Below are 26,545 nucleotides of genomic sequence, written 5' to 3' on the forward strand. Positions count from 1 at the left end.
AATATCTGTTGTTAGTCTATTGTTCTGTAATGTTAATTTGCTCAGATTCTTTTGCTTTACCCTGCATTATCGAAACCTCAACGCGGCGGTTGATTCTTCTGTTAGCAGCAGATGTATTAGGTAATAACGGTCTTGTATCAGCGTGGCCTACAACGATGACTCGATTTTTATCAAAGGTGGGCACTTTCACCATTTCAGTAGCAACGGCAACAGCTCGCTGGGAGGATAAATCCCAGTTATTGAAAAACAGTTCGTTGGTCACGTTAATATCGTCAGTATGTCCAGAAACAGTTATCTCACCTGGAACATCATTTAATACACGCGCTACTTTTTGAATAATAGGTTTAAACTGGTCTTGCAAGTACGCAGAGCCCGATGGAAACGAACCGTTTTCGCGGATTCGAATAATGATTTGTTGCCCTAATGATTCTAACTCAATGGCGCCATCAATAATTTCTTGTTGCATCTGTTGTGCTATTTTTTTCAATAGCTCGTTCACTTCTTCTTGTTCAGCGGCGGCTTCTGCCGAAGACTCAGACTCAGCTTCAGCAGTTGCTGAACTCATGCCACCACGCATTTCTGCTGTTTGTTCCTGGCGACCACCGGCGGACTCATCTTCACCCTCTTCAAATTCTAAAACCTGCTGAGTAATTTCAATAGTCTGTTGCTGAATAATTTCGATTGGCGTCGGTTCTGGCCTACCTGGACGAAACTCCTGCGCGATTACAGACGTTCCTTTTGGAATATCTTTTACTTCAATTTTATTTTGAACACCAAAGGCAAACTTCATAGAGCCCGCAATTTGCTTAAACTTAAGCACATCCATTTCGGCAAATGACAATAACAGTACAAAAAAGCACATTAACAGAGACATTAAGTCTGCAAATGTACCCATCCAACCGGGCAGCCCCTCGGGTGGACATTTTGGGCATTCTTCTTCAGACATCTGCTATTCCTCAGTATTAACTTCACGTTTGGAAGCAGCGAGGTAATTACGCAGAACACCTTCAATAACTTTCGGGTTTTGACCGTCTTGAATACCAAGTACGCCGTCCATAATAAGACTTTGGTTTAGCTTTTCTTCTTCAACTCGAAGTCCAAGTTTAAAACTCATTGGTAGTGCGATTACGTTTGCTAGGAAAGCTCCATACAACGTAGTTAACAATGCTACTGCCATTGCTGGTCCAATTGACTTAGGATCATCCATGTTTGATAGCATTGCTACAAGGCCAACCAAAGTTCCAATCATGCCCATTGCTGGGGCAATATCGCCTAAAGTTTTAAACATACCGGCGCCAAGTTCATGGCGTTCAGTAGTCAGTGAGATATCTTTTGATAAAGTGGCGCGGACAACTTCACCATCATGGCCATCAACTAGAAGGTCCACGCCTTTTTGTAAAAATGGGTTACTGATTTCCGCTTCTTCTAATGCTAAGAATCCACCTTTACGAGCAGAGTCAGCCAGTTCAACAATTTTTTCGATGAGTTCTTCAGGAGTTTCAATTTTAAACGAGAAGGCTTTACCCGCTATTTTGCCTACGGCGATAAATTGAGGGAGTGTGTAGTTAGACATAAGTACAAAGGTTGAGCCACCGAAAACAATAGCAATTGAAGGAACGTCAATAAACATCCCTAAACCACCACCTAATATCATGGCTAAAACAATAAAGCCGATGGCTCCGATCATGCCAACTATACTTGCTAAATCCACAATTTACTCCTGAAGGTGATTTCTATTACTAAGTTTAATTATCGACAGCAAAACTAGCAACTTAAATATTATCGGCAACTTAATGACTTAACCGAACAAAGTTTAATCGATTTACATTTATTCTAGCTCAATATAATTGAATAACCATGCCATTTGCGATACCTTTACCGGCTAATTTTGGCAGCTTTTAACCAAGTGAAAATCAACCTATGGCAACTCCTAAAGATATTACGTTTGAAACGGCAATAAGTGAATTAGAAACTATAGTTAATCAACTTGAATCTGGAGACCTAGAACTCGAGAAGTCGTTGGCGTTATTTGAGCGTGGTATTGAATTAACTCGACTAAGCCAAGGCCGTTTGCAAGAAGCTGAGCAAAAAGTACAAATTTTAATGGAAAAGCAGGGCAACTTAGATCTTCAACCTTTTTTTGAAAACGTTGGACAAGGCGAATAATTAGAATGACTATTTTGTCTGCTATCAAGGCAGTGCAAGAACGCACGGTAACTCACCTTGATGCCTTCTTAAACAATGCAAATATTGAAGACTCGCAATTAAAAGATGCTATGCAGTACTCTTTGCTACTAGGTGGTAAAAGAGTACGACCTTTTTTGGTCTATACCACTGGCCAAATATTGGGTGCGTCTAATGAAGATCTTGACGCACCAGCAGCTGCAATAGAAGCAATTCACACTTACAGCTTAATTCATGATGATTTGCCTGCAATGGATAATGATGACTTAAGACGTGGCCAACCTACTTGCCACAAAAAGTTTGACTATGCGACAGCTATTCTTGCGGGTGATGCCTTGCAATCTTTTGCGTTTGACCTAGTGACATCTCACACTTACCACGACGTTTCTGCAGAAAATCAACTAAGATTGGTCAACATTATTGCTAAGTCGGCAACTAAGATGTGTGCTGGGCAAAGCATTGATTTATTAAACACTGACAAAAAGCCAATGACTTTGGCAAATTTACAGGCGATGCATAACCTGAAAACAGGGGCACTTATTAAAGCTTCTGTATTAGCAGGGGCAATTACCGCCAATGCAACTCAAGGTCAAATAGAAGCATTAACTAAATACGCAGATGCAATTGGATTGGCCTTTCAAGTCTGGGATGACGTATTGGATATTACATCGGATACAGAAACACTAGGCAAGCCTCAAGGCTCTGACGAACAAGCAAATAAATCTACTTACCCAGCTTTGCTAGGTTTAGATGAAGCAAAATTAAAAGCACAGCAATTGGTAAATGAAGCCAACCTTGCGTTAGAACAAATCGACGCAGATACATCTTCATTAAGTCAATTGGCGCAATACATTATAGAAAGAGACCATTAGTAATTTTATGACTGTTAATATGGCGGATTATCCGAACTTACAAAAGGCATTATTGCCAACCGACTTACGTCAATTGCCACAAGAGCAACTTCACTCTGTTTGTGATGAATTACGTGCGTATCTTTTAAACTGTGTTAGTAAAAGCTCAGGGCATTTTGCTTCCGGCCTTGGCACTGTAGAGCTAACGGTAGCTTTGCATTATGTTTATAACACTCCATACGACCGTGTAATATGGGATGTTGGCCACCAAGCTTACCCTCATAAAATTATCACAGGTCGAGCTGACAAAATTCATACTATTCGTCAAAAAGATGGTCTTCATCCTTTTCCTTGGCGCGAAGAAAGTGAGTACGACACATTAAGTGTTGGCCACTCTTCAACATCAATAAGCGCAGCGTTAGGAATGGCAATTGCAGCTGAAGCTAAGCACGACGCCAATCCAAGTGAAGATATAAGAAAAGTCTGTGCTGTTATAGGCGATGGAGCAATGACGGCTGGTATGGCTTTTGAAGCCATGAACCATGCTGGCGACATTAAGCCTGATATGCTTGTAGTATTAAATGACAACGACATGTCTATTTCTGAAAATGTGGGCGCGTTAAACACTCACATGGCTAAACTTTTATCAGGAAACCTTTATACTACATTTAGAGAAAGTGGTAAGAAGCTATTAAGCGGCATTCCGCCAATTAAAGAACTAGCAAGCCGAGCTGAAGAACACCTTAAAGGTATGGTTGTGCCAAGCACAATATTTGAAGAGCTTGGTTTTAACTATATTGGTCCAATTGACGGACACGACGTTGACGCACTTGTAGATACGTTAAGAAACATGCGTGATTTAAAAGGCCCGCAATTTCTTCATATTGTGACTAAAAAAGGCAAAGGCTACGATCCTGCAGAGCAAGACCCTATAAAATACCATGCAGTTCCAAAATTTGATCCGAGCTTAGATTCATTGCCAAAGTCTGCACCATCAGGGCCGACCTATTCAAAAGTATTTGGTGAGTGGTTGTGCGACATGGCCGCTGTTGATCCAAAGCTTATGGCTATTACGCCAGCTATGCGAGAAGGCTCTGGTATGGTGGAATTTGCAAAACAATTCCCTAAACAATACTTCGATGTAGCTATTGCTGAGCAGCATGCGGTTACTTTGGCTGCCGGTATGGCTTGTGAAGGTTACAATCCTATTGTTGCTATCTATTCTAGCTTTTTACAACGCGCTTACGACCAGTTAATTCATGATGTAGCCATTATGAACTTACCAGTGTTATTTGCTGTTGATAGAGCGGGTGTTGTTGGCGCCGATGGACCAACTCACCAAGGCTCTTTTGACCTAAGCTTTTTACGATGCATCCCTAACCTAGTGATTATGACCCCTAGCGATGAAAATGAATGTCGCCAGATGTTATTTACTGGCCATAAACTAGATAGGCCTGCAGTGGTTCGCTATCCAAGGGGCACAGGCATGGGCGTTGATATTGAAGCAACCATGACAGCACTTGAAATCGGTAAAGGTCGAGTTATTTCAACGGAGACCGCTTCTGAGTGCAATGAAACAAGCATCGCAATTCTAAACTTTGGTACCTTCTTAGGCTCAGCTATTTATGCCGCTAAAGAGCTAGATGCCTCTGTTGTTGATATGCGATTTGTAAAACCTTTAGATGTTGCACTTATTGATGAATTAGCAGCGAGTCATGATGTTTTGGTTACATTAGAAGATAACGCAATTGCAGGTGGCGCGGGCTCTTATGTAAATGAGTATTTGAACATGCGTGGGTATGACAACCGAGTATTGAACCTTGGTTTACCTGATAACTTTATTAAGCATGGCACTCAGCAAGAAATCTACCAAGAGCTAGAGCTTGATGGCAAAGGTGTTGAAAATAAAATTAGACACTTCATGGTGAGTTAACTCAAGCTGACTCCTATGAAAATCATAGGTCTTGTTGCATAAAAAAAGCCCGCTTTAAGCGGGCTTTTTTTATGCAACGACTATTAATCTAGATCCTTTAACGGCCACACAACAATATAATCTTCAAACTCTTCTTCAGTGATCATATCGTCAAAGATAATTTTGCCTCTCACAGACATACCAGCTTTATGCATCGCCGACTTTTTGCCTTTGTTCAGTAACGGGTGCCAGCTTGGCAAGCCTCTACCTTCTTGTAAGCGTCTATAACTGCAACTTGTTGGCATATAAAACACTTGCTCAAGGTTGTCTTGTGTTAGCTGAATGCAGCTAGGCACAAGATGAGTCCGCTGTTTATACACAGTGCACTCACACTTCTTATCATTGAGATAACGACACGCTACCGAGGTAAAGTGTAACTCCTCTTGATCATTCATGTGAGTCGTATCAATGACCTCATCTTGAGCATCGTCGTCTATTAATTTGTGTAGGCAGCACTTAGCACAGCCATCACAAATAGACTCCCACTCAACCCGAGACATTTCTTCTAATGACTTTTCTTGCCAAAATGGCACTGAGCTAGTTGTCGTCATATTAGAGCTTTGGGTAACCAATTCGATCAGCTAAATAACCAACTGATGTCACAAAGTAATATGAACGGTTCCAATGCATTAATGATTTGTAATTATCGTACGCTAAATACATTCTTCCTTTGGCATCATCTGGCATAATTAAGGCAGCAGTGATATCAACATCAGGTAATGGTTTACCATCCATACGGGTAACGCCAAGCGCTCGCCACTCTTTTAAACTACGTTCATTATCTTTAAAGTTATTCAGCCAACCACGACGACCTTTACTATTTTTCGCCATAATATTCTGACTATCAAAACCTTCAGGCAACATAACTTGTCGACCCCAAGTTTTGTTATTATCCCAGCCTTCTTGCTTCAAGTAGTTAGCAATTGATGCAAAAACGTCTGTTTTATTTGTCCAAATATCCTTTTTACCGTCTTTGTCGCCATCGGCAGCATATGCAAGAAATGATGTTGGAATAAACTGGCACTGTCCCATCGCTCCAGCCCAAGAACCTACGAACTTCTCTTTACTGATATGGCCTTCATCTAAAATTTGTAGCGACGCCCATAATTGCTTTTTGAAAAACGCTTCTCTTCTGCCGTCATAACTAAGGGTCGTTATTGAATCTATAATTGGCATTTTTCCTTGGATGCGACCAAAGTTTGTTTCTAGGGCCCACAAAGAAACAATAAAACGAGCCTGAACGCCATATTCTGCTGCTATTTTTTCAAGTAATTCACGATTTTCTACATATGCGTCTCGAGCTCTTTTAACTTTCCACTCTGGCACACGTTTTGGTAAATAAGTATCTAAGGTTTCAACAAACTCTGGCTGATTTTTATCTGCCTTAACTACTCTTTTCAAATATTTTAGGTTTGATAAATGAGTTTCAACAAACTCTGGTTCAAAGCCTTTTTCAATCGCTTCTTTTTTTAAGCCTTTTACATACTGCTCAAATGATGGTTTGTCTGCCGCAAAAGACGTGAAAATAGGCGACGACAAAATAAGTCCTGCAATAATCGTTTTTAACTTCATGTAACTTCTCCTATACATCCTCTTGGGGATGTTTTTGGTTCTTTTTAAAAGTTTCTAATAAGTTTTCTTCCGGTGGCGGAATTTGTAAATAATAACCTTTATCTAACAACTCTTGTTTTACTTTAGAAAGGTCTGCCGTTGCAAGCTCTTTGCGACGATCTAAATCTAATGTCATGACCAGTTGTAATTTACCTACTAACGCCATTAAAGGCTCAGGTACCTTAGAAAAATCATTTGTTTTTTCAACGTAAAGGTAAGTTTCAGATTTTTTTGAGCTTTTATATATTGTACAAAGTTGCATAACTAACCTTTTTTCGCCAATGGATTAAATGATAATTTATCTAGTTGGTATTTATCATTCCAAACGTCCAGTACATCTTTTAAAAGCGCATGACGCCAAGGTTGTGCAAAGTCTGGTAGCTCTTGCCCCGGCACTTTCCAAGTCCATTTAATCCATTGGTTTAATTGTTTTTTAGTTGCTAATAACGGCAGTGGAACATTATGCTTTTCACTCGCCTCAGCAGCTAATTGTTTAAGTAATTTAAACGCCTGTTTATATTCAGGAAAGTCCGTCAATCTAGGTATGACTGCTGGACAGTCTTCAAGTTCAACTTGTTTGCCCTTCTCAATACATTCTAAGAGTGCCTTGCCATGTATACGAATTTCACTCGCGTGAATGTCCGGGATGTTTTTAAGACTAGCTAAGTCGCTAGGCCTGCGCTGACACAAAACAAAAAGAGTTGCGTCTTTGACTACAAAACCTAATGCTAGGTTTTTCTTGATGGCCACTTCATAACGCCATTCTGTTAGCTCTTTTAATACTGCTAATTCACGTCGTTTTAATTGCCAAGCATTACCAAAGTCTTGATAAAGCTCCGCTGGAATTTTGTCTTTGCGTTTTTGCTCTACTTTTAACTCAGCTTCAATCAAATTGTACTGGTCTAAATTTCTTGATATCAGCTCATCATTAAATGCATGATACAAAGGAAGAAGGTATTTGACATCGTTCGCGGCATAATGCAATTGCGTTTTTTCTAACGGTCGCTTTAGCCAGTTAGTTCGTGCTTCGCCTTTGTCTAAAACAGTGCCCGTTGTTTTTTCAACCGCCGCTCCAAACCCCAAAACAGCACCATCATTCAAAAACTGACCCGCAATTTGAGTATCAAAAAGTGGTTGTGGTAGTCGACCTGAATATACTTTAAAAACTTCTAAGTCTTCGTGGCAAGAATGCAAAACTTTAACAATATTTTTATTCGTTAGGAGTTCCCAGAATGGTTCTAAATCTAGGTCAACAAGAGGGTCAATTAATACTAAGTCTTTGCCGTCATAAGCTTGTATTAGGCCCAACTGGGCATAGAAAGTGCGAGTACGGACAAACTCTGTATCTAATGCTAAAACCGACGCTTTAGCTGCTTGAGCACAGAACGCATTAAGCTCAACTTGGGAATCAATATATTGATATTCGGATTGTGAGTCATTCACTATTTTATTCACTCTTAAAAACAAAAAAAGCCGACCTCAGTCAGCTTTTATTTAATCAAAGATAAGATTAATCTTTAAGCATACGACGTAAGATCTTACCAACATTAGACTTTGGTAATTCATCACGGAATTCTACCAGTTTAGGAACTTTATATCCTGTTAATCTTTCACGACAATGATCGATTACCTGTTGCTCCGTCAAGTTAGGATCTTTTCTTACCACAAAAATCTTAACAACTTCACCTGATACTTCATGAGGAATGCCAATAGCAGCTGCTTCTAGAACACCTTCATGAGTAACAACTTCGTCTTCAATTTCATTAGGGAATACGTTGAAGCCAGATACTAAAATCATGTCTTTTTTACGGTCAACTATATAAAGTAAACCATCTTCATCGATTTTGGCAATGTCACCAGTTGCTAACCAACCGTCATTGAGTACTTCAGCCGTTGCTTCCGCGCGACCTAAGTAACCTCTCATAACTTGAGGACCTTTAACTAATAGTTCACCTGGTTCGCCTGCTTTAACGTCTTCGCCATCTTCGCCAATTAAGCGAACATCCGTTGAAGGTACAGCAACACCAATACTGCCAGTGTATTTACCTGTATCAAATGGTACAAACGATACCACTGGAGAGCACTCAGTAAGTCCATAACCTTCTAGTAGGTCACAACCTGTAACACTTAACCAACGTTCGGCAACAGCACGCTGTACAGCCATACCGCCACCAATACTAAGATTTAATGACGAAAAGTCTAATTCAGAAAACCCTGGTGTGTTCAGCAAACCATTAAATAGAGTATTAACGCCACTGATTGCGGTGAATTTAACTTTACTTAGTTCCTTAACAAAACCAGGCATATCTCTAGGGTTGGTAATAAGTACATTGGTACCACCAAACTTTAAGAACAGCAGGCAGTTAGCTGTTAGTGCAAAGATATGATAAAGAGGTAAAGCGGTAATAATCGTATCTTTACCCTCTTCTAAACAAGGGCCTAATAATGCAGATACTTGCTCTAAGTTGGCAACCATGTTGCTGTGAGTAAGCATTGCACCTTTAGAAACGCCTGTTGTACCACCAGTATATTGTAAAAAGGCGAGATCTTCACCAACCACTTCTACTGGAGTAAGTGATAACTGACGACCTTTCTTTAGAGCTTGTGTAAATGGAATTGCAGTTGGCAGTGAAAAATCAGGTACCATCTTCTTCACATGTTTGACCACGAAGTCGACTACAAAACCTTTCATGCCTAGCATGTCACCCATTTTAGTAAGGATTACATGCTCAACATCCGTTTTCTCTAATACTTGCTCTAAGGTATTCGCGAAGTTCTCAACAATAATAATAGCTTTAGTTTTACTATCATTAAGTTGGTGTTCTAATTCTCTAGGAGTGTACAAAGGATTTACATTTACAACAATTGCACCCACTCGATGCGCAGCAATAAGTGCTACTGGGTACTGAAGTAGATTTGGCATCATAATGGCGATGGCATCACCTTTCTGAATACCTAACTCATTTTGTAAATAAGCGGCAAATGCCTCTGCTTCTCTATCTAGCTCGTTATAAGATATGGTTTTTCCCATATTCATAAAAGCTTCTTTGTCGCCAAACTTAGCGACGCTGTCTTGAACAACGTTTAATAACGAATGCTGCGGATCAAGGTTTATTTCTGCTGGTACATTCTTAGGATATTTATTTAACCAGATCTTGTCCAAAACGCTCTCCTGAATCAATTTGCTATGCTTTTATTTTATTAAAGCCAAAATAGTCCGTTACAATACTCCAACTCATCCGATCAGACAAATTAGTTAGACTAAAAATCAATCAAACCATCTATTTTGTTTGATAATCCGGCAATTATAGTAAAAATTCAGCAATCTGCTGAGATGTTTCAGACGGGTCATCTAGGTGACAGTGGTGATTTCCGCTTACTTCAACCATTTTATGATTTCGGTAAAACGATTGAAATTTTGAATAATTAGTCTGCATTGACTCATAACCGTCGGTAGCTAATATTATCAGTGTTTCTACTTCTATAGCTGCGATTATTTGTTCTGCCGCCGTTAAATTCACTCGAACAGGCGATCCAGTTCTAAGCCTCAAATCTGTCCGCCAACGGTAGCCGCCATCCTTTAACTCAGTATTTCGCTCAACCAATATTTTTGCAGATTCCAGTGAAATTCCACCAGCTTTTTGTCGCGCTTTTATAGCTGCGTTAATATCTTCATGGTGACGAGGCTTTTTATGCGCTAAATCTAATCTAGAATTCATTGCGGCACGAATATTAACTAATGCATTAGCATCGTTTTGTATTACCAAACCCGCTGAATCAATCAGTATTAACTTAGATATTTTATCCGGGTACAAACCAGCTAAAACAGTCCCTAACATACCGCCTAAAGAATGCCCAACTACAATGGGAGGTTGCGGAAGGTTAAGTGCATCAATTACTTCAATAACATCAGACACCCAATCGATAAAATGGTAATAACTGTTATTAGCGCGATGAAAAGAATGACCATGACCAGGAAGGTCTATAGCTATCCAGTTAAATTGAGGTAAAGCGTTAATTAAGGGAGTAAAACTCGCGGCGTTATCTAACCAGCCATGCAAAGCAATTATTGTTGGTGCTGTATTAGAGTCAAAAACGGCACTCTTAAGTGCCGCTATTCCTCCACCGGATATTTGTATAAAATGACTGTTCAATTTACTTAGGTTTAACAAATTTCAATGTCATTCTGTCGCTTTCACCAATAGAGATATACTTATCTTGGTCAAGCGCTCCCATTGCCAATGTTGGTGGCAGTGTATAAACCCCTTTAGGGTAATCTTTGGTGTCTTTAGGATTACTATTGATGTCAGAGCTTGCCACTAACTCAAACCCTGCATTTTCGGCAGCTTGAATTACATAATTTTCGGCTAGATAACCTTCTGGAGCAGAAGAGGCAAAATCTGAAATTTGTGTTGATCTGTGCTGAACAACACCTAATACACCACCTGGTTTTAACGCTTTAAATACAGACTGCAAACCCTGTTGCATTTGACCTACTTCGTCCCAGATATGCAACGATCTTATGATTAAAGCTTTATCAATAGAATCAACCTCGGCAACATCTAAGCGTTCCGGTGGCTCAAACTCGGTAAAAATAACTTCACCATACAATTCTTCATCAGACATCTTTTCGCGATATTCGATAGCAATTTTAGTCCAAAAGGCTAAACGTTTGTCTTTAGAATTTTCATTGTTAATGCCGAACGTCGCCGCAACTAGCTGACCTTTATCTTTAAGGTATGGACCTAAAATTTCACTATACCAACCATTACCCGGCCATACTTCTAGTACGGTATCCGACGGCTTAATATCGTAAAACTCTATTATCTTTTGAGGGTGACGAAAAGTATCTCGTGCTTTATTTTCTTCACTTCTATGATCGCTACTAAGTATCGGAGTAATCATATCAACGCTATTTTCAACTTTACTGCTCATTGCAATAGAGTTTGCACTGAACGCCGCACTTATAAATACAGCCAAACAACCTGTTTTAAACATTAACTTACCTTATTATTTAGTGCGCTCTATTATTGTTTTTTGTCTTTTGACTTAACAACACCAGTTGGGGCGATTTTTCTTTTTGTTCCACCAATGATGTAGCGATGTCTTGTGCCTCCCTGCCATTGCCAGTGAGGGTAGTGCCCATACCAACCATAATGAAACTCTACACCTGTTGGAGGATCTAATTTTTTCCACAGGTGTACCTTAGCTTCATTTAACGTAGGGTAAGAATACTCATATTCGTCAATTTTTTGCGATTCGTTTTCTTTGATTGTGCCTAGTGCCGTAATGGACTTACCTTTCTTAAAGACGGCTGGATCTAAAAAGCCATCAGCATATACACGGAATCGGCCGGCAGGATCTTCTTTGAGATCTGGTCTGCCTGTTCTTTTTGATGGGTAATATAAAACGTCAAGTCGTGTTCGGTTAGCTTCATTTTTAACGGCCGCAATCACACCGCTCCAACGGGCCTGATTTCCGTTTAAAGAATTATCGTCAGCTTTAACTGATGAAAATGCCGTTAAATTCGTCCCTTCAGGAATACTAACCGAATCTGGGTAACTAGCGCACCCAGTAATTACCGTTGCAATGCTGATACTTAACAACAATTTCTTAAAAAAGTTCATTTACCTACCTCTCTAAATATATACAGGTAGTATTAGGCAAATTAAGCGGTAATATCAACCTTTATTTTTTCTGAAAGACTTTGGTTACTTTCTGTAACTTGCAGACTATTGTAGGAATTGACTGCGGTTTGACCCAAACCTGAAGAGTTTTGTTGTTGCTCTCTTCTATTTGCTGCATTTAGTTCTAGCTGTTGAATGGTTTGCGAATCAGGTGCTCGAAGTTGACTGGAAACTTCAACCGCTTCTTGATTAGGACGTTCTTGACGTTGGCGTTGCTCGGTTTGTGTATTCTCAGTTTGAACGGCATCTTGTTCTCTAACTGACTCTAATCGTTGCTGATTATCTACCGACTGCTCTTGCTGATCACGGCGCTGAACAGAGTCATCACTATTTTGCCTTTGCTGCTGAATAAGCTGTTGTTCAGCTCTCAGGTTTCCACCAGCGCTAGGTCCATAACCGACACCTTCTGTCATAACTATCTCCTAAATATAACTAAGTTAGATTAAGTCTAGTCAACGATTTTGAAACTGCGAATATAATCTGATAACGCTGCAGATATTTCTTTGAAAACATCTCTGTTTTGACAACTCGTTACCATTTGCGGCATACCGTTCATAGTGCACATGATTAACATAGCAACTCTTTTACTATCAGTACTGTCGCTCACTATATTTAGAACTTTCGCTCTTTCAAAAGCTTCGTAAATTGATTTCTGCACCGCGCAAAAAATAGCATCAACACGCATTCTTAAACCATCATTGGTTGATCCAAGCTCGGCTAGTAAGTTATGAATAGGACAGCCATTGCACATGTCTTCTTGCGAGGCATCGATAGCCTGCTTTTCAATTGACTTAGCGATGGCTTCAATTGGATCATTTGCAGAAGTAATTGATTCCCAATGAGCTTTAGATTGCTCTTTGAAAAGCTCATCTATGATGGCATACAACAAATCTTGTTTATTTGAAAAGTGATGATAAAGCGCGCCTTTAGACACATTAGCCTTGCTAATAATATCGGTAAGGCTAGTACCGTTGTACCCTTTTTGTTGAAATAAACATGATGCTATCTCTAACAAATTATTACGGGTTTTATCAGGATCTCTTAATGCCATTTCATGCTCTCAAATATTAACGACCGACTGGTCGGTTTTAATTATGCCTTACCTTTGGCTTAAAATTAACCAAAAAGTTCAATTTATCGACCTGGTAATTTTTTCCATGTTACTTCATCACGAACATAATTGGGTTGCGCTAATTCAGCGGGTAGGCCTTCACCATTTTTAAACTCTGTTTCAACAAGCTTAAAACCATATTTTATATTCGGTAGTAAAATATCAGTACTTTTAACATTAAATTTATCGCTTAATATGTCGTTATAGGTTTCCCAGCCTGTACCAACTGAAACAGCACCATCTAACACTTCACTGCTTTCAATATTGATTTCTTCTGGCTTACAAACAACGTCTTTGACTCGTGCTACTGCTTTACCGTCTACATTATCGTATATCGCAAAATACACTTCCGACATTCGGGCATCAATGGCAGCAATCACTTGAGGTGCATTAAGGTCATCTATTGCCTGTTGAGCCATGAGCGCTAGGTTTGAGACACCGAGCACGGGTAAATTGGCACCAAAGGCCAAGCCTTGGGTAATTGAAACGCCAATGCGAACGCCGGTAAAACTGCCAGGACCACACCCATATAAAATACCATCAAAGTCATCAAGTGTTAGGCTTGATTCGTTTAGCAAGTTTTCAACGGCTGGCAACAATTTTTGAGAATGTTGTTGAGGACAAACCTCGTAGTAACCAATTACTTTATCTTCTGTTTTTATTGCTACTGAGCAAGCTTCAGTTGCAGCATCTAATGCTAATAAATTCATTTTTTTACACTATAACGTTTCTAAAAATTTAACGACTCTGTCTGTATCTCGAGTTCGCTTCATGTCGGGTAAACTTCTCATGAAAGTTTCACCGTATTGTCTTGTCACTAACCGTGGATCACATATAACTAATGCACCACTATCTGTTACGTCTCTAATTAACCGGCCAACTCCCTGTTTTAAAGAGATTACCGCTTGAGGAATTTGAACATGCTTAAACGGGTCTTGACCTTTTAATTTACAATCTTCCATACGAGCTTGTAGCAGTGGATCATCTGGCGAAGCAAAAGGTAATTTATCAATCATCACCAAAGAAAGTGCCTCGCCACGTACATCCACCCCTTCCCAAAAAGAGCTTGTTCCGAGTAATACGGCGTTGCCGAGTTTAGTAAACTTCTCTAATAATAAACGTTTACTTGTTGTGCCTTGAACTAACAAAGGTAACCTAGTTTTATCTTCAAGCATTTTTGCTACTAACGACATCACTCTATGACTAGTGAACAGTAAAAACGCTCGACCTTGACTGGCTTCAATTAACTCTAACGCTAGTTCACCAAATGCTCGAACTGCGGTTTTGTCGTTTGGCTCAGGGAAATACCTTGGTACACAGAACAATGCTTGTTCTTGATAATTAAATGGGCTTCCCAGTATTTGTGTTCTAGCTTCTGGTAAGCCTAATTGATTCGTGTAGTGTTCAAAGTCATCATCTACCGATACGGTAGCAGAGGTAAATATCCAGCTTGAATCAGACTCTTTAACAAAACCACCAAACTTATCAGCAATAGACAGAGGAGTAGTGTGAAGCGTAAAGTGCCTTTTGCTAGTTTCGTACCAATAACTAAAGCCGGTTTCTTCAATTTGATTCACACGATCAAACTTACCTCTTAATTGACACAAACGGTCAAAACACGCATCAATCGCTTCCGTTCTTGAAACCGCTAGTTTTAATACATCGTAAATAAAGTCGAAGGACTTATGGACCAACTGCATGGCCGCAACAACTTCTTCCTGAGGCGCTTTATCTCGCCAATTACCTCGTTCTGGATCATAAGCAAAGGCTAAGCGCATATCTAAAATATTTTTTTCTAAATTCATGGCCGCTTTATTTAACTGCGACAAGTCACGCAAGTTCATCTGATATTCGGCTTGAATGTCTTTACATAATTCAAAAACTTGGCGCGAGGAAAAATGCTCGCCAAAATACTCCGCCGCAATATCCGGAATTTGATGAGCCTCATCAAAAATAATAACGTCCGTTTCAGGAATTAGTTCACCAAAACCAGTATCTTTTAAGGCCATGTCAGCAAAAAATAAATGGTGATTCACAACAATTAAATCTGCATCCAATGCTTTTTTACGCGCATTAACTACATGACATTCACCAATATTTGGGCAGTCTTTACTAAGGCAATTATCTACACTACTTGTCACGTAAGGGATAGCACGGCTATTTTCTTCTATGGATGTTAATTCACCAAGATCACCAGAGTCTGTTTCTGAGCTCCACCGACGAACTTTAGACAAGTCTGTAATAAAGTCAGGGTCTTCAAATGGTGGATGCTGACCATTTTGATTCATTCTATAGATACAAAGGTAATTACTTCGGCCTTTGAGCAATGCCGTTTTTAATCGAGGCTTTATTGCTTGTTTAACTAATGGCAAATCACGGTGGAAAAGTTGCTCTTGCAGAGCTTTGGTCCCTGTGGACACAATAATTTTTCGGCCATCTAATATAGCGGGGGCTAAATAAGCAAATGTCTTACCTGTTCCAGTGCCGGCTTCTACAACCAACTGCTTTTTATCTTTGATGGCGCCGGCCACCGCATTAGCCATGTCTAATTGTGATTGGCGAGCTTTAAATCCAGGGATCGCTTTTGCTAACGCCCCTTCATCTGAAAAACACTGATTAACCGACTGCTTCACCAACACACACCTTAAAAGAAATATTCAGATCGAAGTTTAACAAAACTATCGTCAGTTAAGAATGTACCTACCAACATTTATTTCAGGCAAAAAAAAACTCCCGAACAAGTCGAGAGTTTTGATATTTAATATTGATGAGCAAAATAACCCATCAAACTAAAATTATAGAGATTCAGAGTTCTCAGATAAGAACGCTGCAACGCCTGCAGGAGTTGCGTCCATACCTTTTTTACCTTCTTCCCAACCAGCAGGACATACTTCGCCGTGCTCTGTGTGGAAGTTTAATGCGTCTACCATACGTAACATCTCATCAATGTTACGACCTAGAGGAAGATCGTTAACTACTTGGTGACGAACCATGCCTTCTTCATCAATTAAGAAAGACGCACGGAAAGCAACGCCAGCTTCTGGATGCTCAACGTCATATGCTTTACAGATTTCGTGTTTAACGTCTGCTGCTAGTGTGTAACCAACTTGGCCAATACCACCGTCTGCAACAGCAGTGTTACGCCATGCGTTGTGGCTGAATTGTGAGTCAATTGAAACACCAATTACTTCAACACCGCGCTTGTTGAACTCAGCTAAGCGTTTGTCAAAAGCGATTAGCTCTGAAGGACAAACGAAAGTGAAGTCTAGTGGGTAAAAGAAAACAACTGCTTTTTTACCTTTAGTTGCTTCAGCAAAGTTAAATGTATCAACGATTTCGCCGTTGCCTAATACTGCAGCTGCAGTGAAGTCTGGTGCCTGACGGCCTACTAATACGCCCATGGGTTTCTCCAATGTGGTTATTGTTAATAAATTCTTGTGCACAGTATATATAGTTAAAATTTCATAAACCAAGGTGAATTTTCGATTAAACCTATCGAAATTATCAATATAGGTAATCTCGCACTCTTGCTTTCCCAAAAGCGGAAAAACACAATGCTTAAAAATAGCACAAAAACAGACAAAAACACTTGCCTTCAAACTAAATGAGAACTATTATCACTTGCATTGAAGTTAGCCGTAACCAGTAGGATTCAAAATGTACGTTTGTTTATGCAAAGGTATCACCGATAAAGATATTCAAGATGTTGTTAACCAGCACGGTGTTGGTAACCTTCGTGAATTAAAACAACACCTGCCTGTTGGTTCTGAGTGTGGTAACTGTACTAAGGTTGCGCAAATGGTTGTAGACAAAATGATCATGGATGAGTCTTTATTTAAAGAAGTCAGCTAGTTACAAAACCTCAATCTAATTAATAATGATTCTCATTATTAACCCCCTGTTTTTATTAAGAATTTTTGCAAAAACCGCATAATCATCTATAATGTTCCTATTACCCGTTATTAGGATTTTTTTATGCAATCTAATCGAACTATTATCACCACATTAAATGACATTTTAACGGTGGAGTTAACGTCCATTAATCAATATTTCTTGCATGCACGCATGTACAAGAACTGGGGCTTTAGCAAACTGAATGACAAATGTTACAAAAAGTCTATTTTAGATATGAAGCAAGCGGACAAATTAATTGAACGAATTCTGTTTCTGGAAGGTCTACCAAATTTACAAAAGCTTGGCGCCTTGTCTATCGGTGAACATACGGTAGAAATGATCAAGTGTGACTCTCAGTTCCAATTGACTCAAATTGCTCAAATGAGAGCTGCAGTTGCGGTTTGTGAAGAGCAGCAAGATTATGTTTCTAGAGATTTATTGACTGATATTCTTGAAGGTGAAGAAGAACATTTAGATTGGCTAGAAACTCAAGACTATCAAGTTGAAAACTTAGGTATTGAAAAGTACCTTCAAGCACAGCTATAAAGAGGACCTCGTTATGAAAGGCAATAAAGACGTAATCAATGCATTAAATGGCCTTTTGGCATTTGAGTTAGCAGCAATGGACCAATACTTTATTCACTCTCGTATGTACGAAGATTGGGGCTTTACTAAGCTATTCGAACGTATTGATCACGAATTCGATGATGAGAAAGGCCATGCTTCAGTATTAATTGAGCGAATCTTGTTTTTAGAAGGTATCCCTAACATGGTAAACCGAGATGGTTTGCACATAGGTAAAGATGTACCTGAGATGTTAGAGAGCGATCTTCGTGTTGAATATGCCGTAGACAAAGCGTTAAAAGACGCCATGGCACTGTGTGAAAAAGAACAAGACTACGTAACTCGTAATATGCTTCAAGTTCTTATCGATGATACAGAAACAGACCACGCACACTGGTTAGAGCAGCAGTTAGGCTTAATTAAAACAATTGGCCTACCTAATTACTTACAAGCTCAAATGTAAAAATACGGTTCAGAACGTATAGACTACTAATGCGTTATATAATTACGAAAAGCAGAACATTTGTTCTGCTTTTTTTATGTTCGATGTTAAGTTAGTTACACACAATTACAACAAGGAATAGTAAATGTCAGAAGAAAACAAACCAGTAAAACTAGAAGTTGGCATTGGTGTCGGTATTGCTGTGGGTGTTGCTATTGGTGTAGCGACAGATAATTTAGGTCTGGGAATTGCTTTAGGCGTCGCGTTAGGAGCCGCTTATTCAATGAGCTCGCAGCCGAAGCCAGAAAATGGTTCACAAGATGTTGAGGACGACCGTAATGACAATGGCTCTAATACACCAAGCTCCTAACGATTGTGATGACTATCATCCATCAGTTTATTCAATTTAAGTTGAGCCGCTGAGGGGTTGTTTAAATCGGTTACTTCTATCATTTCACATTCGTCCCTAATCATTTCCGATATTAAGCTTGGGTAATGTCGGCAATCTTCTGGGCGATCGAGGTAAATACTGCAGGTATATAGTGTTGGTGAATCCGGTGTTAACTTAGGCTCTATGCCTAAAAATGGACACTGTTTTAAAGGTTCTCCTGATTTTGGGTCAAACCATATTTTGTCGTCCTTCACGTATGCGTATATGTCGGGGTTAAAAATCTCCCACATTTCAATCTCTTCGGAGGTGGCGGATAAATCTCCTCCACCATATTTAATGCAACACTTTCCGCACTGATTACAGTTTTTCATACTATTCCGTATCCCAATATGGCGGGGTGCCATACCAGTCTTTTAAGAAATCTATCAATACTCGAACTTTTGGTGCTAACAATCTCGACGACGGATAAACGGCCCAGATAGCAGTATCAGAGGCCAACGGATAATCCTCTAAAACCTTCACTAATTCGCCACTATTCAAGTGCTTATAAACATTCCAAGTAGAGTTAATAGATAAACCAAGCCCTTGTACACTTGCATCTCGCATCGCCTCACCGTTATCCGTTCGAAGCTTAGAATGCGTTTTAATGTTTACCGTTTTACCTTCTGACTTTAATGCCCACGTATCAAAGCTTCTGAGGTTTACACAGTTATGTGCCTTTAAATCCTCTAGCGTTTTAGGCATACCGAACTCTTCAATATAACTTGGTGCGGCACAAATAATTCGCTTATCCACCGCTAATTTACTGGCTATTAGGCTGGAGTCTTTTAATTCAGCATTTCTAATCGCAATATCAAAACCACCTTCAACCATATCCACAATGGTATCTGACATGCTTAAATCAATATTGATCAAAGGGTATCGCTTTAAAAACTCTGCTAAAGCAGGAACTAAATGTTGCCGTCCAAATGATGCCGGTGCTGTAATTCTTAGAGTGCCCATAGGAGACGCATTGCCAACGCCTACCGAGGCTTTTGCGGCTTCGATACCAACTAGAACCTCTTCTGCGTGAGGAAGAAAAACCTTTCCTTCTTCAGTTAACGATACATTTCTGGTTGTTCTATGCAAAAGACGAATACCTAACTCTTGCTCTAATTTATTTATGTGCGCGCTAGACACAGCTGCGGACAAGCCTAATTCATGCCCCGCTGAGCTGATATTTAGTGTTGAAGCGACTCGGACAAATAGTTTTAAATGTTCAATATTCATTATCAATAATATCTAAAAAATGATTCTTCATTAAAGAGGATTATCAATATAGCAATTGTCGACTAATATTCAAACACTACTTGATTGAAGCCAAAGATGATTTAGCTTAACCATACCTTTAATAGGTTATTCAAAGGAATAAAGATGAAAACAATTTTAATTACAGGTTCAACCGATGGCTTAGGTTTAGCAACCGCAACAAAATTATTAGAACTTGGCCATCAAGTTATAATTCATGGCCGTAACGAAGAAAAGCTGGCGTCAGTTCACCAATCATTATTAAAAATATCGCCTCAAGTTTCTGCATACCAGGCAGACTTTTCGGACTTAAGCTCTGTGTTAGCGTTAGCCAATACAATTAAATCTGATTACGCGTCAATCGATGTTTTAATCAATAATGCAGGCGTATTCAAATTAAATCCTGCATCAATTGATAAAGATAAAGTTGACCCTCGACTTATGATCAATACGATTGCACCTTATGTATTTACAAAAGCCTTGCATAGCAACTTATCAGACGATGCCAGAGTTATTAATTTATCTTCAGCCGCCCAAGCACCATTTGACTTAAACGGTATTCTTGGAACAAAAAGCTACTCCAACGAAATGCAAGCCTATGCTGAAAGTAAGCTTGCAATCACGGCGTGGACGTTAGCCATGGCAAAGTTAGAAAACACTAAACGCCAGGTTTTCTTGGCGGTAAACCCTGGTTCATTGCTAGCAACAAAAATGGTGAAAGCTGGTTTTGGTGTTGAAGGTAATGACATCTCTATTGGCGTAAACCTGTTAACGGACGCTTCGTTATCTGACAGCTTTAAAGAATCCAACGGCAAGTATTTTGACAATGATAAAAAAGCCTTTGCGACTCCGGATAGTTATGCGGCAAACGAATCAAACCAGAACTCGTTGATTGCACTATTAGACAAAATTTATACAGAGCTTCAATAGAGTTCAGTTTTAAAATTAACCGTGCGGCGTCGTGCTTTTTTCTGCATAATTAGCGGTCTATTCCATAGGTTAATTTTAGGGTTTTATTAGACATGAAAAAAACATGCATTATAACGGGTGGCTCTTCGGGAATTGGCCTTAGTTGCGTCGAACTGTTCCTAGAAAATGGTTACCAAGTTTTTAATCTTGATTTACAACCTAGCGACAAAGGTGAGTATATACATTGTGATATAACAAACCTTAATGCCGTTCGCGAAAACATTTCTAATATTGCCCGTAGTTATAAAATCGATACTCTGATATCCAATGCGGGAATTCATTTCTCCGGTACTATTGAAAACACATCTGACGCTGAATTTGATCGGGTTTTGGATATCAATGTAAAAGGTGCTTATGCGGCAATACAAGCCGTTTTACCAAGCATGAAAAAGCATCGCGACGGTTCAATAATACTTATTGCTTCAGACCAAGCCTTGATAGCTAAACAAAACTCTTTTGCTTACAACCTTAGTAAAACTGCGCTGGCTTCTATGGCCAAAACAACAGCCCTCGATTACGCCGAATTTAATATACGCTCAAACGCATTATGCCCCGGCACCATTGAAACGCCTTTATACCATAAGGCTATCGACAATTATGTTGCGCGCTCAGGTGCAAATAAAGACGAAATCCATCGAGAAGAAGCATCTCTCCAGCCAATTGGTCGATTAGGCCAACCAGAAGAGGTCGCCCAGTTTGCCCTATTTTTGGCGAGTGAAAAGGCCAGTTTTATAACTGGTAGCCTGCAAGTTATTGATGGCGGGTATACGGCGCAATAAATGAAAATTAGTGACCCACACCTCCACCTATTTGATTTGGTCAAAGGCGAATATCAATGGTTGAAGCCAGAGCATCCTCCTTTTTGGAGCGATAAGTCTAAAATAAATCGGGACTTTTCGGAGCTGGATCTAACCGTGTTTGAGCAATTTGAGCTATCTTCATTTGTTCACATTGAAGCTGGGTTCAACAATGAACACCCCAGCCAAGAAGTCGAATGGTTGGAAAAAACCGTCACTAAGCCTTTTAAATCTATCGCCACTATCAATTTACTTTTGGAGCCTGAAGAATTTAAAAGTCAGATAAGCGAACTTAAGCTCTATTCTTCTGTTGCTGGTGTGCGCCATATTTTAGATGAAAACGCAGTTGCCATTCTTAACTCAGCTAATTGCTTATGCAATCTCAGTTATTTAGAGTCTCAAAATTTAATATTTGAACTTCAGACGAACCTATTCGATACACTCGTTGTTGACGGTATTACTAAGTCACTGAGTTCTTTGCCGCTCGGTAATTTAAAAGTTGTTATTAATCATGCTGGATTTCCCCCTGCAGATCATAATCAAAACGAAGACGAATGGGCCAACTGGCTTGCTGGAATTAAACGGTTAAGCACGTTCTCAAATGTTTCGATAAAGTGTTCAGGCTGGGAAATGAGTAACCGAAATTACACGCTTGCTGCTATTGAACTTAAGATTAAAAGTGTCATAAATGTATTTGGGATTGAACGTATTATGATGGCCAGCAATTTTCCGTTGTGCACATTCAGCAAGTCTTATGCAGAATATTGGCAAGATATAGTTTTGGTGTTAAACAACCTAAATATTCCGCAGGCTCACCAGCAGAAGCTACTTTATGACAATGCGGTTGCTTTCTATTTCAAATAAAACCTGACTGTTCATGTATTATGGAGATGTTATTTTTAACCGACACCCTCTCCTTAACAAATCGGTCTCTCAAACAAAAAGGCCGCGTCAAAAGACACGGCACTTAAACAGCACTTAAAAACAACTTACTTAACCGTCACATTTGGCGAACGTTTAACAACCTCATCATTCAGTTCAATACCAATTCCCGGAGTATCAGGTGCTTGGAAAAAACCGTCTACCGGTTGTGGATCTTGAATACAAAGTTCACGGTTCCACGACTTGATTGCATAAGTATGGTGCTCATGAATTAAGAAGTTTGGAATCGCCGTTTCTAAATGTAATGACGCTGCCGTTGCAACTGGTCCACCACAAACGTGTGCTTGTACACGAATGTCGTAAACATCGGCGTAATCACAAACTTTCTTCGCTTCTGTGAAACCACCACATAAACCAACATCTGGTTGCAATACGTCTATGCTTTGATCTTCAAAATAAGGACGCACATCCCAGCGATGATATAAGCGTTCGCCACCAGCAATTGGAACATTTACATTATCAGACACTTTTTTGTGAACCGCTGAATTTAAATAATTCACAGGCTCTTCATACATCATACAGCCTACTTCTTCCACTATCGCACCCATTTGAATTGCAGAAGCAGCGCCCATTAACGAGTGTGATTCAAAGATAATATCTACGTCTTCGCCTACCGCATCTCGGATTGCACGAAGGCGATCACCAAATAAGCGCATTTGTGGTTTTGTGAATAACTTAGTTCTATCAAACGACGAGCCACCATCTGCATCATAAACAATTGGGTCAACTTTCACTGCGTCATACCCTTCAGCAACGGCTTTTAATGCCGCTTCTGCGTACTGTTCTGGCTGAATAAGCTTAGTGATGTCTTTATCCCAGTCAAACTGCAATTGGCTGGCATAAGTTCTCAACTTGTCATTCGTTTTACCACCTAATAATTGATAAACAGGAACGCCAAAGGCTTTACCTTTGATATCCCACAATGCAGTATCAATTGCACTCATTGCAGAATATAAAACCGGTCCGCCGCCTAAGCCCCAAAAGCTTTCGCGCAGCATACGACTCCACAACAATTCAGTATTAAACGGGTTAAAACCAATTAAAACCGCTTCAGCTATTTCTTTAATCATAGCGGCAGCCGCACTGTGTCCCCAATCGTAGGCTAAACCTGCCTCACCAACGCCTGAAATACCTTCGTCAGTATGAATACGGATAAAAACAGGATTCCATGGTGGGCGCTCTGGGCAGTGAATATCAAATATTTCTACGTGAGTGATTTTCATTTTGGTCTCTTTTAATTAAATTCTATATTGTTTTTGTTCGCGACCCTTGGTCACGCTTTAAAATTAGATGTCGGTCTTAAATACCCGCCTTTACCTATCACTCTTTACATATCAAAGTCAGGATAGGCGCGCTTAACTTTTCGCATCATGGCTGGCCATGCTTTTTGGCCTCCAGTTTGACCCGAATGGACTATATTCGCTTGCGCTTTTATACCATCAACTATGCTTTGGTCTACCATAAACGCGGATTTTCCCGTTGCTTGAACTTGTAATTGAATCTCACAAGCACGCGTTAAATCGTACATATGCATAAAGGCATCACCAATAGTTTTACCTAGTGTGATTGCACCATGGTTTTTAAGCAGGAAAAAATTAGCATTACCCAAATCATCTTTGAGTCTTTGCTTTTCTTCATCATTAACAGCCAAACCTTCATAGTCGTGATAAGCAAGGGAAGCCAATGCAAACATTGAATACTGACTCAACGGCAATAAACCTTCTTCTAAACTTGCTACTGCAACAGTCTCATTAGTATGAACATGTAATGTACATTGATCTTCATGTCTTGCTTCATGCAGTGCGCTATGAATAGTGAAGCCAGCTGGGTTAATCGTAAAAGGACAGTCTTCTTGAACAATGTTGCCTTGAATATCAATCTTTACTAAATTCGATGCCGTGATTTCATCAAACGTAAGGCCAAATGCATTTAATAACAAATGATCAGTACCCGGAATACGAGCTGATATATGAGAATGAATTAAGTCGTCCCAACCGTGCATCACTAATAATCGATAACATGCGGCCAATTCCACACGCGTCTGCCATTCTTGTTCAGACACTGAGTCTTTTAAGCTGACCACTGGCAAGTCGTACATAATTGTTCCTTAACGCTCTGATTTAGTTGGCAGTATATAGGATAGCCTTTACCAACCTTAATAACTGATAATAATAATATATAGCGAGCCGTTTTTATATATTTGAATGCCTCTGTGTAAACTATTCTCAGCCAATATCCATTTAATTGCATTCGCAGTTAGTATCGTCCCAATTTAAATTTTTAAAACCACCAGCTAGTACCTACATATGCTCACTTTCCTGTGTGAATTTAGTCAATAAAGTTGTGTTCTCAAACCACGACACCTTATGCTAATCGAAATAAACTTTACGTTTATCATAAAATTTAATTTGACTAACATAAAGCAAGTCACTATTGTAAATAACATGAATATACGAATTAACTTAGACATAGAACTCGCGAAACAGAAAATGTCATTAACTGAATTGTCACAACAAATCGGCATTTCAATGACTAATCTATCCTTGTTGAAAAACGGTAAGGTTAAAGCGATTCGATTTAGTACGCTAGAGGCTATATGCAAGGCATTAAGTTGTCAGCCCGGCGATATTTTGGTGTATGAAATTAAAGAGAAAGATGGGAGTTAATCTATTTTAAAAGTCGATTAACTAACTCTGACTTTACTTATTTTAAAACTGGAGATTTAAATGAACAATCAATACATAAAACCAGCGATAGCCACTTTGCTGCTCGCCATCGTATTCCCCATTTATTGGAGCAGCGCGTTTTACTCAGCAAGCTTTAATAATGATATTTTTGCGTTTATAAAAGCCGATATGATGACACTTGGCTTCAGTGATTTAATGTTTGTGATCATGGGCGCACTTGAAGTTTACGTTTATTTGAGTTTAAGCAAAGCACTAAAAGTCCAACTTAACTCGCGCTTTGCTTCTATTTTGCTTATTGTAATGGCGATAGCCAGTGCCCTGTTCCACGGAACGGTGATCTTTGATGTTGCTTTAGCGATGACAAGTGGTGCGTTACCAAACTCATCAATAGATAGCATAGTTGCTGTGGGTTTGTTTTTCGGTATTGCTGCGCTAGTTTTATTAGCGTTTTCTACTTTTATTTGCAGTATTGTAATATTAATCAACCACCAACAAATCAGCAGTATGTTGAAAGTCTTTTCTGTATTACTTTTAGTGGTGAGCATTCTACAAGTAACAGTGATTTTCTCTGCATTTAATTTACTACTATTTCCATTCACCTTAGCCATGCTTGCGGTATACTTTGTGAAAGAACCAGACACATTGGAAATTGTTTAAACTAATCTATGAACATTGACAAATTAGCAGTATTTTCAGAATTATTTATTCAGTTAGAAAAGTCCTTTCTAGCAGCCTCCGATGCTGCAGAAGGGGCGCGTCAATTGGCAACTCACGAACAGAGTAAACCAGAAACTCAGTATGATACGGTTGGACTCGAAGCTTCATATTTAGCACATGGTCACTCACAACGTGCTGCAGACTTAGCCAATGCCATAGAGGATTGGAAAGTTTTACAACACAAAGTATTCAGTAATGAGTCTAGTATCGACGCAGGGGCTTTAGTTGAGCTCATTGATTCAGATGAAATTTCAAAAATGTTTTTAATCGGCAATTATTCTGGTGGTTTAAAAATCGAGGTATCAGACGAAGTCGTTACCGTCATTACCTTATCGTCACCCCTGGGCGGAGCCATGAAATCAAAACAAGTCGGTGATGAGTTTCAACACCCAGTTAATGCTAAGCTTAGTTTGGAAATAACTCACCTAGTCTAGCTTCA

The 26,545-nt window shown here is 39.5% G+C and carries 32 protein-coding genes; 13 read left to right on the plus strand and 19 right to left on the minus strand.

What is annotated here, in order from left to right; genetic code table 11:
- Positions 1 to 16 precede the first annotated feature (16 nt).
- Together ABD009_RS09070 and pomA are read right to left on the minus strand one after the other, a co-directional pair.
- The gene (locus ABD009_RS09070; protein ID WP_343824660.1) at positions 17 to 946 is read right to left on the minus strand and encodes a flagellar motor protein MotB; all 930 of its coding nucleotides are present in this window, start codon (positions 944 to 946) and stop codon (positions 17 to 19) included.
- A 3-nt stretch (positions 947 to 949) separates the two neighbouring features.
- Positions 950 to 1,711 (minus strand): flagellar motor protein PomA, encoded by a 762-nt coding sequence (gene pomA / locus ABD009_RS09075; protein ID WP_330997681.1) that lies wholly within the window; start codon positions 1,709 to 1,711, stop codon positions 950 to 952.
- Between the two features lie 209 nt (positions 1,712 to 1,920).
- On the opposite strand from pomA, the gene ABD009_RS09080 reads away from it, so the two are divergent.
- From ABD009_RS09080 to dxs, 3 genes are read left to right on the plus strand one after another with little or no spacing between them, the layout of a single operon-like run.
- Entirely contained in the window at positions 1,921 to 2,166 is a 246-nt protein-coding gene (locus ABD009_RS09080) for an exodeoxyribonuclease VII small subunit (protein ID WP_343824662.1), read from the plus strand.
- 5 nt (positions 2,167 to 2,171) lie between these two features.
- Positions 2,172 to 3,056, plus strand: a complete 885-nt coding sequence (gene ispA, locus ABD009_RS09085; protein ID WP_343824664.1) for a (2E,6E)-farnesyl diphosphate synthase — start codon at positions 2,172 to 2,174, stop codon at positions 3,054 to 3,056.
- A 7-nt stretch (positions 3,057 to 3,063) separates the two neighbouring features.
- Positions 3,064 to 4,968 carry a 1-deoxy-D-xylulose-5-phosphate synthase gene (dxs, locus tag ABD009_RS09090; RefSeq protein WP_343824666.1) on the plus strand — a complete coding sequence of 635 codons (1,905 nt, stop codon included), beginning with the start codon at positions 3,064 to 3,066 and terminating at the stop codon, positions 4,966 to 4,968.
- Positions 4,969 to 5,051: 83 nt separating this feature from the next.
- On the opposite strand, the gene ABD009_RS09095 is transcribed toward dxs, so the two are convergent.
- From ABD009_RS09095 to ABD009_RS09155, 13 genes are all read right to left on the minus strand, one after another.
- The gene (locus tag ABD009_RS09095) at positions 5,052 to 5,558 is read right to left on the minus strand and encodes a YcgN family cysteine cluster protein (protein WP_343824668.1); all 507 of its coding nucleotides are present in this window, start codon (positions 5,556 to 5,558) and stop codon (positions 5,052 to 5,054) included.
- 1 nt (position 5,559) lies between these two features.
- Positions 5,560 to 6,579 carry a lytic murein transglycosylase gene (locus ABD009_RS09100; protein ID WP_343824670.1) on the minus strand — a complete coding sequence of 340 codons (1,020 nt, stop codon included), beginning with the start codon at positions 6,577 to 6,579 and terminating at the stop codon, positions 5,560 to 5,562.
- 10 nt (positions 6,580 to 6,589) lie between these two features.
- Positions 6,590 to 6,880 (minus strand): YcgL domain-containing protein, encoded by a 291-nt coding sequence (locus ABD009_RS09105; protein ID WP_155694432.1) that lies wholly within the window; start codon positions 6,878 to 6,880, stop codon positions 6,590 to 6,592.
- Positions 6,881 to 6,882: 2 nt separating this feature from the next.
- Complete coding sequence (rnd, locus tag ABD009_RS09110) at positions 6,883 to 8,061, minus strand: ribonuclease D (RefSeq protein ID WP_343824672.1); 1,179 nt, start codon at positions 8,059 to 8,061, stop codon at positions 6,883 to 6,885.
- A 67-nt stretch (positions 8,062 to 8,128) separates the two neighbouring features.
- Positions 8,129 to 9,781, minus strand: a complete 1,653-nt coding sequence (fadD, locus tag ABD009_RS09115) for a long-chain-fatty-acid--CoA ligase FadD (RefSeq protein ID WP_343824674.1) — start codon at positions 9,779 to 9,781, stop codon at positions 8,129 to 8,131.
- A 142-nt stretch (positions 9,782 to 9,923) separates the two neighbouring features.
- Positions 9,924 to 10,772, minus strand: coding sequence for an alpha/beta fold hydrolase (locus ABD009_RS09120; protein WP_343824676.1), 849 nt, complete (start codon positions 10,770 to 10,772; stop codon positions 9,924 to 9,926).
- A 1-nt stretch (position 10,773) separates the two neighbouring features.
- Complete coding sequence (locus ABD009_RS09125; protein ID WP_343824678.1) at positions 10,774 to 11,616, minus strand: class I SAM-dependent methyltransferase; 843 nt, start codon at positions 11,614 to 11,616, stop codon at positions 10,774 to 10,776.
- Positions 11,617 to 11,645: 29 nt separating this feature from the next.
- Entirely contained in the window at positions 11,646 to 12,245 is a 600-nt protein-coding gene (locus tag ABD009_RS09130) for a Slp family lipoprotein (protein WP_343824681.1), read from the minus strand.
- A 41-nt stretch (positions 12,246 to 12,286) separates the two neighbouring features.
- Positions 12,287 to 12,718 carry a hypothetical protein gene (locus ABD009_RS09135; RefSeq protein WP_343824683.1) on the minus strand — a complete coding sequence of 144 codons (432 nt, stop codon included), beginning with the start codon at positions 12,716 to 12,718 and terminating at the stop codon, positions 12,287 to 12,289.
- A 35-nt stretch (positions 12,719 to 12,753) separates the two neighbouring features.
- Entirely contained in the window at positions 12,754 to 13,356 is a 603-nt protein-coding gene (locus tag ABD009_RS09140) for a TetR/AcrR family transcriptional regulator (protein WP_343824686.1), read from the minus strand.
- 83 nt (positions 13,357 to 13,439) lie between these two features.
- Complete coding sequence (gene tsaB / locus ABD009_RS09145; RefSeq protein WP_155694446.1) at positions 13,440 to 14,126, minus strand: tRNA (adenosine(37)-N6)-threonylcarbamoyltransferase complex dimerization subunit type 1 TsaB; 687 nt, start codon at positions 14,124 to 14,126, stop codon at positions 13,440 to 13,442.
- 9 nt (positions 14,127 to 14,135) lie between these two features.
- Positions 14,136 to 16,049: a DNA repair helicase YoaA gene (yoaA, locus tag ABD009_RS09150; protein ID WP_343824690.1), complete on the minus strand. Its 1,914-nt coding sequence runs from the start codon at positions 16,047 to 16,049 to the stop codon at positions 14,136 to 14,138.
- A 162-nt stretch (positions 16,050 to 16,211) separates the two neighbouring features.
- Positions 16,212 to 16,817: a peroxiredoxin gene (locus tag ABD009_RS09155; RefSeq protein WP_155694450.1), complete on the minus strand. Its 606-nt coding sequence runs from the start codon at positions 16,815 to 16,817 to the stop codon at positions 16,212 to 16,214.
- Positions 16,818 to 17,073: 256 nt separating this feature from the next.
- On the opposite strand from ABD009_RS09155, the gene ABD009_RS09160 reads away from it, so the two are divergent.
- The 4 genes from ABD009_RS09160 to ABD009_RS09175 all read left to right on the plus strand — a co-directional run bounded on the left by ABD009_RS09160 (position 17,074) and on the right by ABD009_RS09175 (position 18,686).
- Complete coding sequence (locus ABD009_RS09160; RefSeq protein ID WP_155694452.1) at positions 17,074 to 17,268, plus strand: (2Fe-2S)-binding protein; 195 nt, start codon at positions 17,074 to 17,076, stop codon at positions 17,266 to 17,268.
- Between the two features lie 123 nt (positions 17,269 to 17,391).
- Positions 17,392 to 17,856 (plus strand): bacterioferritin, encoded by a 465-nt coding sequence (gene bfr, locus ABD009_RS09165; protein WP_343824696.1) that lies wholly within the window; start codon positions 17,392 to 17,394, stop codon positions 17,854 to 17,856.
- A gap of 13 nt (positions 17,857 to 17,869) precedes the next feature.
- Entirely contained in the window at positions 17,870 to 18,337 is a 468-nt protein-coding gene (gene bfr / locus ABD009_RS09170; protein WP_343824699.1) for a bacterioferritin, read from the plus strand.
- A 124-nt stretch (positions 18,338 to 18,461) separates the two neighbouring features.
- Entirely contained in the window at positions 18,462 to 18,686 is a 225-nt protein-coding gene (locus ABD009_RS09175; RefSeq protein WP_343824702.1) for a glycine zipper domain-containing protein, read from the plus strand.
- Here ABD009_RS09175 and ABD009_RS09180 read toward each other — a convergent pair.
- Positions 18,683 to 19,078: a YkgJ family cysteine cluster protein gene (locus ABD009_RS09180; protein WP_155694462.1), complete on the minus strand. Its 396-nt coding sequence runs from the start codon at positions 19,076 to 19,078 to the stop codon at positions 18,683 to 18,685. The genes ABD009_RS09175 and ABD009_RS09180 overlap by 4 nt on opposite strands.
- Before the next feature lies 1 nt (position 19,079).
- Positions 19,080 to 19,976, minus strand: coding sequence for a LysR family transcriptional regulator (locus ABD009_RS09185; protein ID WP_343824706.1), 897 nt, complete (start codon positions 19,974 to 19,976; stop codon positions 19,080 to 19,082).
- Positions 19,977 to 20,120: 144 nt separating this feature from the next.
- Between ABD009_RS09185 and ABD009_RS09190 the strand changes: the two genes are divergently transcribed.
- The 3 genes from ABD009_RS09190 to ABD009_RS09200 all read left to right on the plus strand — a co-directional run bounded on the left by ABD009_RS09190 (position 20,121) and on the right by ABD009_RS09200 (position 22,624).
- Positions 20,121 to 20,924 carry an SDR family NAD(P)-dependent oxidoreductase gene (locus ABD009_RS09190; protein ID WP_343824708.1) on the plus strand — a complete coding sequence of 268 codons (804 nt, stop codon included), beginning with the start codon at positions 20,121 to 20,123 and terminating at the stop codon, positions 20,922 to 20,924.
- Between the two features lie 92 nt (positions 20,925 to 21,016).
- A complete protein-coding gene (locus ABD009_RS09195; RefSeq protein WP_343824710.1) occupies positions 21,017 to 21,742 on the plus strand; it encodes an SDR family NAD(P)-dependent oxidoreductase in 726 nt (241 codons plus the stop codon).
- A complete protein-coding gene (locus tag ABD009_RS09200; RefSeq protein WP_343824712.1) occupies positions 21,743 to 22,624 on the plus strand; it encodes an amidohydrolase family protein in 882 nt (293 codons plus the stop codon).
- A 125-nt stretch (positions 22,625 to 22,749) separates the two neighbouring features.
- Here ABD009_RS09200 and ABD009_RS09205 read toward each other — a convergent pair whose 3' ends face one another.
- Positions 22,750 to 23,925 carry a mandelate racemase/muconate lactonizing enzyme family protein gene (locus ABD009_RS09205; RefSeq protein ID WP_343824714.1) on the minus strand — a complete coding sequence of 392 codons (1,176 nt, stop codon included), beginning with the start codon at positions 23,923 to 23,925 and terminating at the stop codon, positions 22,750 to 22,752.
- Positions 23,926 to 24,029: 104 nt separating this feature from the next.
- Entirely contained in the window at positions 24,030 to 24,800 is a 771-nt protein-coding gene (locus ABD009_RS09210) for a class II aldolase/adducin family protein (RefSeq protein ID WP_343824716.1), read from the minus strand.
- Between the two features lie 346 nt (positions 24,801 to 25,146).
- On the opposite strand from ABD009_RS09210, the gene ABD009_RS09215 reads away from it, so the two are divergent.
- From ABD009_RS09215 to ABD009_RS09225, 3 genes are read left to right on the plus strand one after another with little or no spacing between them, the layout of a single operon-like run.
- Positions 25,147 to 25,368 carry a helix-turn-helix domain-containing protein gene (locus ABD009_RS09215; RefSeq protein WP_155694477.1) on the plus strand — a complete coding sequence of 74 codons (222 nt, stop codon included), beginning with the start codon at positions 25,147 to 25,149 and terminating at the stop codon, positions 25,366 to 25,368.
- 60 nt (positions 25,369 to 25,428) lie between these two features.
- On the plus strand, positions 25,429 to 26,046 hold the full coding sequence (locus ABD009_RS09220; RefSeq protein ID WP_343824720.1) for a hypothetical protein: 618 nt from the start codon (positions 25,429 to 25,431) through the stop codon (positions 26,044 to 26,046).
- Positions 26,047 to 26,054: 8 nt separating this feature from the next.
- Positions 26,055 to 26,540, plus strand: coding sequence for a hypothetical protein (locus ABD009_RS09225; RefSeq protein ID WP_343824722.1), 486 nt, complete (start codon positions 26,055 to 26,057; stop codon positions 26,538 to 26,540).
- The last annotated feature ends 5 nt before the right edge of the window (positions 26,541 to 26,545 follow it).

This window comes from Psychrosphaera haliotis (assembly GCF_039523615.1).
In the GTDB taxonomy this organism is placed as follows: Bacteria; Pseudomonadota; Gammaproteobacteria; order Enterobacterales; family Alteromonadaceae; genus Psychrosphaera; species Psychrosphaera haliotis.